The organism is Bacillus sp. JZ109 (assembly GCF_053903135.1).
In genome coordinates this window covers 3,968,067-3,979,842 of sequence record NZ_CP096388.1, presented here as the reverse complement: position 1 = coordinate 3,979,842, position 11,776 = coordinate 3,968,067, and the positions used below count along the sequence as shown (strand labels likewise).

Genomic DNA, 11,776 nt, shown 5'->3' with positions numbered 1-11,776 from the left:
AAAGGCAAGTGACATCGGTTAATCCGAAGATAAAAAGGGAGGTAGGCCCCTTGCTAGATGTGAACAATTTTGAGTATATGAACATCGGTCTTGCTTCACCAGATAAAATCCGTTCATGGTCTTTTGGTGAAGTGAAAAAGCCTGAAACGATAAACTATCGTACGTTAAAACCTGAAAAGGACGGTCTATTCTGCGAACGCATTTTCGGACCTACTAAGGACTGGGAATGTCATTGCGGGAAGTACAAGCGAGTTCGTTATAAAGGCGTAGTTTGTGACCGCTGCGGAGTCGAAGTAACACGGGCTAAAGTCCGTCGTGAGAGAATGGGGCACATTGAACTGGCTGCCCCAGTTTCCCACATTTGGTATTTCAAAGGTATTCCAAGCCGTATGGGTCTTGTGCTGGATATGTCACCTCGTGCTTTAGAAGAAGTCATTTACTTTGCTTCTTACGTTGTAACTGATCCGGCGAATACACCGCTTGAAAAGAAACAGCTTCTGTCTGAGAAAGAATACCGTGCTTATCTTGATAAATACGGTAATAAATTCCAAGCATCTATGGGTGCTGAAGCAATTCATAAACTTCTTCAAGATATCGATCTTGTCAAAGAAGTTGATATGTTAAAAGAAGAGCTGAAAACTTCACAAGGACAACGACGTACTCGTGCGATCAAACGTCTTGAAGTTTTAGAAGCCTTTCGTAACTCAGGAAACAAGCCTTCTTGGATGATCCTTGATGTGCTTCCTGTTATTCCTCCGGAGCTTAGACCGATGGTTCAGCTAGATGGCGGACGTTTTGCGACTTCTGATTTGAATGACCTTTATCGTCGTGTCATCAACCGTAACAATCGTTTGAAACGCCTTTTGGACCTTGGTGCGCCTAGCATCATCGTTCAAAACGAAAAGCGTATGCTTCAAGAGGCTGTCGATGCCTTAATTGACAACGGCCGCCGCGGACGCCCTGTAACAGGCCCTGGTAACAGACCGTTAAAATCTCTTTCTCACATGCTGAAAGGGAAGCAAGGCCGTTTCCGTCAAAACCTTCTTGGTAAACGTGTCGATTACTCCGGACGTTCTGTAATCGTTGTTGGTCCTCATTTGAAAATGTACCAATGCGGATTACCGAAGGAAATGGCGCTTGAACTTTTCAAACCTTTCGTTATGAAAGAACTTGTTGAAAAAGGTCTTGCTCACAACATTAAGAGTGCGAAACGCAAAATTGAGCGCGTACAGCCTGAAGTTTGGGATGTACTAGAATCAGTTATTAAGGAGCATCCGGTACTGCTGAACCGTGCCCCTACACTTCACAGATTAGGTATCCAGGCGTTTGAACCAACGCTTGTTGAAGGACGCGCAATCCGTCTTCACCCGCTCGTATGTACAGCTTACAACGCTGACTTTGACGGTGACCAAATGGCGGTTCACGTACCATTATCTGCTGAAGCACAAGCTGAAGCACGCATCCTGATGCTTGCTGCTCAAAACATCTTGAACCCTAAAGATGGTAAACCGGTTGTAACACCGTCTCAGGATATGGTACTAGGTAACTATTACCTGACACTTGAGCGTGCCGGTGCTGTCGGTGAAGGTATGGTCTTCAAGAATACAGACGAAGCGCTTCTTGCTTATCAAAACGGGTATGTTCACCTTCATACGAGAGTAGCTGTTGCAGCTAACTCACTTAAGAATGTGACATTTACCGAAGAACAGCGCTCAAAATTGTTAATTACAACTGTCGGTAAGCTTGTCTTCAATGAAATTCTTCCGGAATCATTCCCTTACATGAATGAACCAACGAAGAGCAACATTGAAGAGAAAACACCTGACCGTTTCTTCTTAGAAAAAGGTGCTGACGTTAAAGCTGTTATCGCACAGCAGCCAATCAATGCGCCGTTTAAAAAAGGCATTCTGGGTAAAATCATCGCGGAAATCTTTAAACGATTCCATATTACGGAAACGTCTAAAATGCTTGACCGCATGAAAAACCTAGGTTTCAAATATTCAACTAAAGCTGGTATTACAGTTGGGGTTTCTGACATCGTCGTACTCGATGATAAACAAGAAATTCTTGAGGAAGCGCAAAGCAAAGTTGACAACGTTATGAAGCAGTTCCGCCGCGGTCTTATCACTGAAGAAGAACGCTATGAGAGAGTCATCTCTATCTGGAGTGCTGCAAAAGACGTTATCCAAGGCAAACTGATGAAATCACTTGATGAACTCAACCCGATCTACATGATGAGTGACTCTGGTGCCCGTGGTAACGCATCTAACTTTACGCAGCTTGCCGGAATGCGCGGCCTGATGGCCAACCCGGCTGGACGTATCATTGAGTTGCCGATCAAATCAAGTTTCCGTGAAGGTCTGACAGTATTGGAGTACTTTATCTCCACACACGGTGCGCGTAAAGGTCTTGCCGATACCGCTCTTAAAACTGCTGACTCAGGTTACCTTACACGCCGTCTCGTTGACGTTGCGCAGGATGTTATCATTCGTGAAACTGATTGCGGAACTGACCGAGGCATTCTTGCTAAGCCTCTTAAAGAAGGAACTGAAACAATTGAGCGCTTAGAAGAACGCTTAATCGGACGTTTTGCAAGAAAACAAGTGAAGCACCCTGAAACAGGTGAAGTGCTTGTGAATGAAAACGAACTGATTGATGAAGATAAAGCACTGGAGATTGTCGAAGCCGGCATTGAAGAAGTGTGGATCCGTTCTGCCTTCACATGTAATACGCCTCATGGTGTATGTAAACGATGCTATGGCCGAAATCTTGCAACTGGCTCCGATGTTGAAGTCGGTGAAGCTGTCGGAATCATTGCTGCCCAATCAATCGGTGAGCCTGGTACACAGTTAACAATGCGTACATTCCATACAGGCGGGGTTGCCGGAGACGATATCACACAGGGTCTTCCGCGTATCCAAGAGCTTTTCGAAGCGCGTAATCCGAAAGGTCAGGCAACAATTACAGAAATCGACGGTACAGTCGTTGAGATCAATGAAGTTCGTGATAAGCAACAGGAAATTGTGGTTCAAGGCGCAGTGGAAACACGTTCTTATACGGCACCTTACAACTCCCGCCTGAAAGTAGCGGAAGGAGATAAAATTACTCGAGGCCAAGTACTGACAGAAGGTTCAATCGATCCGAAAGAACTTCTTAAAGTGACTGACCTGACGACTGTTCAAGAGTATCTTCTCCATGAGGTTCAAAAGGTTTACCGTATGCAGGGTGTTGAAATCGGTGATAAACACGTAGAAGTAATGGTTCGCCAGATGCTTCGCAAAGTACGCGTAATTGATGCCGGTGACACTGATGTGCTTCCAGGTACATTGCTTGATATTCACCAATTTACTGAAGCAAACAAAAAGGTATTACTTGAAGGCAATCGACCTGCTACAGGCCGTCCTGTCTTACTCGGTATTACAAAAGCATCTCTTGAAACTGATTCATTCTTATCTGCTGCTTCCTTCCAGGAAACAACACGTGTCCTTACAGATGCAGCGATCAAAGGTAAGCGTGACGAGCTTCTCGGCTTGAAAGAGAATGTTATCATCGGTAAGCTTGTTCCAGCTGGTACAGGAATGATGAAATACCGTAAAGTAAAACCAGTATCAAATGTTCAGCCGACTGACGATATGGTCCCGGTTGAATAACTGATTTAATGCTGCTGAAAGACTGCAAAAACAGTCTTTCAGCAGATATATTTATGAAAAAGTCACTCTATGAGAAGAACGAAACTAAAAAATGTCATACCTTGTTGACATTCGTCTCCTAGAATGATAATATAACCAAGGTGCTCGAAATAAACCTGTTACTTTGGAGGATATGTTTATGTCTTATGATAAAGTATCACAGGCCAAATCAATTATTATTGGTACGAAGCAAACAGTGAAAGCTCTAAAGCGAGGTTCAGTAAAGGAAGTAGTCGTTGCAAAAGACGCAGATCCGATACTCACGTCAAGTGTTGTTTCACTTGCTGAAGATCAAGGTATCTCTGTCTCAATGGTTGAATCCATGAAAAAGCTCGGCAAAGCCTGCGGAATTGAGGTAGGAGCAGCCGCTGTTGCCATTATTTTATAACGTACTTTTGTTTTTGCGTAAGATTCCATCTTGTGTAAAGACATTGTTTTTTGCCTTTTGATGAACCACCTGGGTATGTGGGTTATAAAACGTAATGAAGGGAGGAAAAATTCATGCCTACAATTAATCAGCTAATTCGCAAAGGACGCGTGAGTAAAGTAGAAAACTCAAAGTCTCCTGCACTTAACAAAGGATACAACAGCTTTAAAAAAGAGCACACTAACGTATCTTCTCCACAAAAACGCGGGGTATGTACTCGTGTTGGTACAATGACACCGAAAAAACCGAACTCAGCACTTCGTAAATATGCTCGTGTTCGTTTGACTAACGGAATCGAGGTTACTGCTTACATTCCTGGTATCGGTCACAACCTACAAGAGCACAGTGTTGTACTTATCCGCGGCGGACGTGTAAAAGACTTACCAGGGGTACGTTACCACATCGTTCGTGGTGCGCTTGATACTGCTGGAGTTGAAAACCGTGCACAAGGCCGTTCTAAATACGGTACGAAAAAACCTAAAGCAAAATAATATACGAAAATACGCATAATTGATGAAGGGAGGATATTCAGATGCCACGTAAAGGTCCTGTAGCAAAAAGAGATGTTTTACCTGATCCGATTTACAACTCTAAGCTTGTATCTCGTCTAATCAACAAAATGATGATCGATGGTAAAAAAGGTAAGTCTCAAACAATCCTATACAAGTCATTCGATATCATTAAAGAACGTACTGGCAATGATGCAATGGAGGTTTTCGAACAAGCATTGAAAAACATCATGCCTGTACTTGAAGTAAAAGCACGCCGTGTAGGTGGTGCGAACTACCAAGTTCCTGTAGAAGTTCGTCCTGAACGTCGTACGACTCTTGGACTTCGCTGGTTAGTTAACTACGCTCGTCTTCGCGGAGAAAAAACGATGGAAGAGCGTTTAGCTAACGAAATCCTTGACGCAGCTAACAACACTGGTGCTGCTGTTAAGAAACGTGAAGACACTCATAAGATGGCTGAAGCAAACAAAGCATTTGCTCACTATCGCTGGTAGGATTTATAGATTAACAAAACACAATTTCCTAATAAGGAAGGAGAAATTACCCAATGGCAAGAGAGTTCTCCTTAGAAAAAACTCGTAATATCGGTATCATGGCTCACATCGATGCCGGTAAAACGACAACTACAGAACGTATCTTGTTCTATACTGGTCGTATCCACAAAATTGGTGAAACTCATGAAGGAGCTTCACAAATGGACTGGATGGAGCAGGAACAAGAACGTGGTATCACAATCACTTCCGCTGCGACAACTGCACAGTGGAAAGGATACCGCGTAAACATCATCGATACTCCAGGACACGTAGACTTCACAGTTGAAGTTGAACGTTCTCTTCGTGTACTTGATGGTGCTGTTGCTGTACTTGACGCGCAATCAGGCGTTGAGCCTCAAACAGAAACTGTTTGGCGTCAGGCAACAACTTATGGAGTACCGCGTATCGTTTTTGTTAACAAAATGGACAAAATCGGTGCAGACTTCCTTTACTCTGTAGGAACTTTAAGAGACCGTCTTCAAGCAAACGCTCATGCAATTCAATTGCCGATCGGTGCTGAAGATAACTTCGAAGGTATCATTGACCTTGTAGAAAACGTTGCGTATTTCTACGAAGATGACCTCGGAACTCGTTCTGATGCAAAAGAAATCCCTGAAGAGTACAAAGAGCAAGCTGAAGAGCTTCGCAACAGCCTTATTGAAGCTGTATGTGAGCTTGATGAAGAGCTTATGGATAAGTACCTTGAGGGTGAAGAAATCACAATTGACGAGTTAAAAGCAGGAATTCGTAAAGGTACATTAAATGTTGAATTCTACCCTGTTCTTGTTGGTTCTGCTTTCAAAAACAAAGGTGTTCAACTAGTACTTGATGCTGTTCTTGACTACCTTCCTGCACCAACTGACGTTGCTGCAATCAAAGGTACACGTCCTGATACAAATGAAGAGATTGAGCGTCATTCTTCTGACGAAGAGCCATTCTCTGCATTAGCATTTAAAGTTATGACTGACCCTTACGTTGGTAAGTTGACGTTCTTCCGTGTGTACTCTGGAACACTTGATTCTGGTTCATACGTGAAAAACTCTACTAAAGGCAAACGTGAGCGTGTTGGACGTATTCTTCAAATGCACGCTAACAGCCGTGAAGAAATCTCTACTGTATACGCAGGGGATATCGCAGCTGCTGTAGGTCTAAAAGATACAACTACTGGAGATACTCTATGTGATGAGAAGGATCTTGTTATCCTTGAGTCAATGGAATTCCCAGAACCAGTTATCGACGTTGCTATTGAGCCTAAATCAAAAGCTGACCAAGATAAAATGGGTATCGCTTTAGCGAAACTTGCTGAAGAAGATCCTACATTCCGTACTCAAACAAACCCAGAAACTGGCCAAACGATCATCTCTGGTATGGGTGAACTTCACCTTGATATCATTGTTGACCGTATGAAACGCGAATTTAAAGTAGAAGCCAACGTTGGTGCTCCTCAAGTTGCGTACCGTGAAACATTCCGTACCGGTGCAAAAGTTGAAGGTAAATTCGTACGTCAGTCTGGTGGACGCGGTCAGTTCGGACACGTTTGGATCGAATTCGAACCAAACGAAGAAGGCGCTGGCTTTGAATTTGAAAATGCGATTGTCGGTGGGGTTGTTCCTCGTGAATACATCCCAGCTGTTCAAGCAGGTCTGGAAGATGCACTTGAAAATGGTGTACTAGCAGGCTTCCCGCTTATCGACATTAAAGCTAAACTTTTCGACGGTTCTTACCATGATGTTGACTCAAACGAAATGGCATTTAAAGTTGCTGCTTCTATGGCATTGAAAAATGCAGTCAGCAAATGTAACCCAGTTCTTCTTGAACCAATCATGAAAGTAGAAGTGGTTATTCCAGAAGAATACATGGGAGATATCATGGGTGATATCACTTCACGTCGCGGACGCGTAGAAGGTATGGAAGCACGCGGTAACGCTCAAGTTGTTCGCGCTATGGTTCCTCTTGCTGAAATGTTCGGTTACGCTACTGCACTTCGTTCTAATACGCAAGGTCGCGGTACGTTCACTATGCACATGGATCACTACGAAGAAGTGCCGAAGAGCGTCGCAGAAGAAATTATCAAAAAAAATAAAGGCGAATAATTGATTTTGCCGCTTAACTCAAGTATAACTACTATTGTAAGATGAGGAAGTGAAAGCTTTCTTTCACTTCCTATCACTCTATACATTACTAATTAAAAGCTCTTAAGGAGGATTTTAGAATGGCTAAAGAAAAATTCGACCGTTCCAAATCACATGCCAATATTGGTACAATTGGACACGTTGACCATGGTAAAACAACTTTAACTGCTGCTATCACAACAGTACTTCATAAGAAATCTGGTAAAGGTACAGCTATGGCGTACGATCAAATTGATGGTGCTCCAGAAGAACGTGAGCGCGGTATCACAATCTCTACTGCACACGTTGAGTACGAAACTGAAACTCGTCACTATGCACACGTTGACTGCCCAGGACACGCTGACTATGTTAAAAACATGATCACTGGTGCTGCTCAAATGGACGGAGCTATCCTTGTAGTATCTGCTGCTGATGGCCCAATGCCACAAACTCGTGAGCACATCCTTCTTTCTAAAAACGTTGGTGTACCATACATCGTTGTATTCTTAAACAAATGCGACATGGTAGACGACGAAGAGCTTCTTGAACTAGTTGAAATGGAAGTTCGCGATCTTCTTAGCGAATACGACTTCCCTGGTGATGATGTACCAGTTGTTAAAGGTTCTGCTCTTAAAGCTCTTGAAGGAGACGCTGAGTGGGAAGCTAAAATCTTCGAACTTATGGATGCGGTTGATGAGTACATCCCAACTCCAGAACGCGACACTGAAAAACCATTCATGATGCCAGTTGAGGACGTATTCTCAATCACTGGTCGTGGTACAGTTGCTACTGGCCGTGTAGAACGCGGACAAGTTAAAGTCGGTGACGAAGTTGAAATCATCGGTCTTCAAGAAGAGAACAAGAAAACAACTGTTACAGGTGTTGAAATGTTCCGTAAGCTTCTTGATTATGCTGAAGCTGGTGACAACATTGGTGCCCTTCTTCGCGGTGTATCTCGTGAAGAAATCCAACGTGGTCAAGTACTTGCTAAACCAGGTACAATCACTCCACACAGCAAATTCAAAGCTGAAGTTTACGTTCTTTCTAAAGAAGAGGGTGGACGTCATACTCCATTCTTCTCTAACTACCGTCCTCAGTTCTACTTCCGTACAACTGACGTAACTGGTATCATCCATCTCCCAGAAGGCGTAGAAATGGTTATGCCTGGAGATAACACTGAAATGAACGTTGAACTTATTTCTACAATCGCTATCGAAGAAGGAACTCGTTTCTCTATTCGTGAAGGCGGACGTACTGTTGGTTCAGGCGTTGTTTCTACAATCACTGAGTAATAGTATGATTTTAAACGAGACCCCTGCGGGTCTCGTTTTTTGTTTGCTTATCTTTTTCTTGTATAATAGGATCTATCATATTCGAGGGGTTAATATTTATGATTCCTGAAAAGAAATCAATCGCAATCATGAAAGAAATAAGCATTGGAAATACAAAGCAAATGCTGATGATTAATGGAGATGACGTGAAAAATCCATTGCTGCTTTTTTTACATGGCGGGCCGGGAACGCCGCAAATCGGATATGTTAGACATTATCAAAAAGAGCTGGAACAGTATTTTACAGTAGTTCATTGGGATCAGAGAGGATCGGGGCTTTCTTATTCTAAGCGAATTTCGCATCACTCTATGACAATAAATCACTTCATTAAAGATACAATCCAAGTCACTCAATGGCTTTTAGCTCATTTTTCAAAATCAAAACTTTACCTAGCCGGTCATTCGTGGGGGTCAATACTGGCGCTTCATGTGCTGCAGCAGTGTCCTGATTTATTTTACGCGTATTATGGAATCAGCCAGGTTGTTAACCCCCACGATGAAGAATCAACTGCTTATCAACATATTCGTGAAATTTCTGAATCAAAAAAAGCCAGCTTATTATCTTTCCTCACACGTTTCATTGGTGCTCCGCCTTGGAAGCAGGATATCCAGCACCTTATCTATCGGTTTTGTGTCGAGCTAAGCAGGGGAGGCTTCACTCGCCGTCATCGTCAATCTCTAGCTGTATTATTTCAAATGCTTACTGGCAATGAGTATGGAGTGCGGAACATGCACAGCTTCCTTAATGGATTGCGCTTCAGTAAAAAACATTTAACTGATGAGTTGTACCAGTTTAATGCTTTTACATCAGTTCCTTCTATTAAAGTACCGTGTGTTTTCATTTCAGGGAAACATGACTTAATTGTTCCTGCTGAAATATCGAAACAGTATTATCATAAACTTGAGGCACCCGAAAAGCGCTGGTTTCAATTTGAGAAATCAGCTCACACCCCGCATATTGAGGAACCGTCATTATTCGCGAACACATTAAGTCGACATGCACGACACCATTTATGATAGATCCTTGATAAATAAGAAAAACCCCTGTATAATAAAAAAAGTGTGCAAACCATGCATATTTTAAATAAGTCTTGCAACATGCGCCTATTTTCTGTATAATGGTGTATGTTGGTCTTTGACTGCGATGAAGTGAGAGGTTGCTGACACACCCGGCCGCTTTGCCATGGCAAGGTGTTCAGGTTTTTCTCACGGAGAACTGTCTAACGTGATGTAGGCGAAAAGGAGGGAAAATAATGGCAAAACAAAAAATTCGTATTCGTTTGAAAGCATATGATCATAGAATCCTTGATCAATCTGCAGAGAAGATTGTTGAAACGGCAAAACGTTCTGGTGCCAGCGTATCTGGTCCGATTCCGTTGCCAACTGAAAAATCAGTTTACACAATCCTTCGTGCGGTGCACAAATACAAAGATTCTCGTGAGCAATTTGAAATGCGTACACATAAACGTTTAATCGACATTGTGAACCCAACACCACAAACTGTTGATGCTCTTATGCGATTAGACTTACCATCTGGTGTCGATATCGAAATTAAACTTTAATTCTAAAATATAGAATGATCTTAATAGGAGGTGTGACGAATGACCAAAGGAATCTTAGGAAGAAAAATTGGTATGACGCAAGTATTCGCTGAGAATGGTGATCTTATTCCGGTAACTGTTATCGAGGCTGCTCCAAACGTTGTTCTTCAAAAGAAAACAGCTGAAAACGACGGTTATGAAGCAATCCAGCTTGGTTTTGACGACAAGCGTGAAAAGCTTTCTAACAAACCTGAAAAAGGGCACGTTGCAAAAGCGGAAACTGCTCCTAAGCGCTTCGTTAAAGAATTACGCGGAGTGGAAATGGATGCGTATGAAGTTGGTCAGGAAGTCAAGGTTGAAATTTTCTCTGCTGGAGAAATCGTAGATGTAACAGGAGTATCTAAAGGTAAAGGTTTCCAAGGTGCGATCAAGCGCCACGGACAATCTCGCGGACCTATGTCTCACGGTTCACGCTACCACCGTCGTCCTGGTTCAATGGGACCTGTAGATCCTAACCGTGTATTCAAAGGTAAATTATTACCTGGACGTATGGGCGGAGAGCAAATCACTGTTCAAAACCTTGAAATCGTAAAAGTTGATGCAGAACGCAATCTTCTTTTGATCAAAGGTAACGTACCTGGTGCGAAGAAATCTTTAATCACTGTTAAAAGTGCTGTTAAATCTAAATAATTCTCTTAGGAAAGGAGGAAATTGATTATGCCAAAAGTAGCATTATACAACCAAAACGGTTCTACTGCTGGTGACATCGAATTAAACGCTTCTGTATTTGGTATCGAACCAAATGAGAGTGTTGTATTCGACGCTATTCTTATGCAAAGAGCTTCCTTACGTCAAGGAACTCACAAAGTAAAAAATCGTTCTGAAGTACGCGGCGGAGGTCGTAAACCATGGCGTCAAAAAGGTACTGGACGTGCCCGTCAAGGTTCAATCCGTTCACCGCAATGGCGCGGAGGTGGTGTCGTATTCGGCCCAACACCACGCAGCTATTCTTATAAATTACCTAAAAAAGTTCGCCGCTTGGCAATCAAATCAGTATTATCTTCTAAAGTGAACGACAACAACATCATCGTTCTTGAAGATCTTACTCTTGATACGGCTAAAACAAAAGAAATGGCAGCTATCCTTAAAGGATTATCTGTTGAGAAAAAAGCTTTAATCGTAACTGCGGATGCAAACGAAGCAGTAGCTTTATCTGCTCGTAACATTCCTGGAGTTACTGTTGTTGAAGCTAACGGAATCAACGTTTTAGACGTTGTCAACCACGAGAAGCTTCTGATTACAAAAGCAGCGGTTGAAAAAGTAGAGGAGGTGCTTGCATAATGAAAGATCCTCGTGATGTTCTAAAGCGCCCCGTCATTACTGAACGTTCTGCTGATTTAATGACTGAAAAGAAATATACTTTTGAAGTTGATGTAAGAGCTAACAAAACAGAAGTGAAAGACGCGGTTGAAAGCATCTTTGGAGTGAAAGTTGACAAAGTCAACATCATGAACTACAAAGGCAAATCAAAACGTGTTGGACGCTACACTGGTATGACTAGCCGTCGCAGAAAAGCGATCGTAAAACTTACTGCAGACAGCAAAGAAATCGAAATTTTTGAAGCTTAATTATCTGT

General features: G+C 42.6%; 11 protein-coding genes. All 11 read left to right on the top strand.

What is annotated here, in order from left to right; translation table 11 throughout:
* Window positions 1-50 precede the first annotated feature (50 nt).
* The 11 genes from rpoC (at window position 51) to rplW (ending at window position 11,768) form a co-directional block, all read left to right on the top strand.
* Complete coding sequence (rpoC, locus tag M1D94_RS20980; protein ID WP_004399688.1) at window positions 51-3,650, top strand: DNA-directed RNA polymerase subunit beta'; 3,600 nt, start codon at window positions 51-53, stop codon at window positions 3,648-3,650.
* Between the two features lie 178 nt (window positions 3,651-3,828).
* The gene (locus M1D94_RS20975; protein WP_003225778.1) at window positions 3,829-4,077 is read left to right on the top strand and encodes a 50S ribosomal protein L7ae-like protein; all 249 of its coding nucleotides are present in this window, start codon (window positions 3,829-3,831) and stop codon (window positions 4,075-4,077) included.
* A gap of 113 nt (window positions 4,078-4,190) precedes the next feature.
* Window positions 4,191-4,607 carry a 30S ribosomal protein S12 gene (gene rpsL, locus M1D94_RS20970; protein ID WP_003225781.1) on the top strand — a complete coding sequence of 139 codons (417 nt, stop codon included), beginning with the start codon at window positions 4,191-4,193 and terminating at the stop codon, window positions 4,605-4,607.
* A 41-nt stretch (window positions 4,608-4,648) separates the two neighbouring features.
* Window positions 4,649-5,119 carry a 30S ribosomal protein S7 gene (gene rpsG, locus M1D94_RS20965; protein ID WP_003225784.1) on the top strand — a complete coding sequence of 157 codons (471 nt, stop codon included), beginning with the start codon at window positions 4,649-4,651 and terminating at the stop codon, window positions 5,117-5,119.
* Between the two features lie 53 nt (window positions 5,120-5,172).
* Complete coding sequence (fusA, locus tag M1D94_RS20960) at window positions 5,173-7,251, top strand: elongation factor G (RefSeq protein ID WP_003235056.1); 2,079 nt, start codon at window positions 5,173-5,175, stop codon at window positions 7,249-7,251.
* Window positions 7,252-7,370: 119 nt separating this feature from the next.
* A complete protein-coding gene (gene tuf / locus M1D94_RS20955; protein ID WP_003235058.1) occupies window positions 7,371-8,561 on the top strand; it encodes an elongation factor Tu in 1,191 nt (396 codons plus the stop codon).
* Between the two features lie 98 nt (window positions 8,562-8,659).
* On the top strand, window positions 8,660-9,616 hold the full coding sequence (locus M1D94_RS20950; protein WP_041850241.1) for an alpha/beta fold hydrolase: 957 nt from the start codon (window positions 8,660-8,662) through the stop codon (window positions 9,614-9,616).
* Between the two features lie 236 nt (window positions 9,617-9,852).
* Window positions 9,853-10,161 carry a 30S ribosomal protein S10 gene (gene rpsJ, locus M1D94_RS20945; RefSeq protein WP_003156464.1) on the top strand — a complete coding sequence of 103 codons (309 nt, stop codon included), beginning with the start codon at window positions 9,853-9,855 and terminating at the stop codon, window positions 10,159-10,161.
* 39 nt (window positions 10,162-10,200) lie between these two features.
* Window positions 10,201-10,830, top strand: a complete 630-nt coding sequence (gene rplC, locus M1D94_RS20940; protein ID WP_004399671.1) for a 50S ribosomal protein L3 — start codon at window positions 10,201-10,203, stop codon at window positions 10,828-10,830.
* 27 nt (window positions 10,831-10,857) lie between these two features.
* Window positions 10,858-11,481, top strand: coding sequence for a 50S ribosomal protein L4 (gene rplD / locus M1D94_RS20935; RefSeq protein ID WP_003225792.1), 624 nt, complete (start codon window positions 10,858-10,860; stop codon window positions 11,479-11,481).
* A complete protein-coding gene (gene rplW / locus M1D94_RS20930; RefSeq protein ID WP_003156467.1) occupies window positions 11,481-11,768 on the top strand; it encodes a 50S ribosomal protein L23 in 288 nt (95 codons plus the stop codon). The genes rplD and rplW overlap by 1 nt, the downstream gene beginning before the upstream one ends.
* Window positions 11,769-11,776 lie beyond the last annotated feature (8 nt).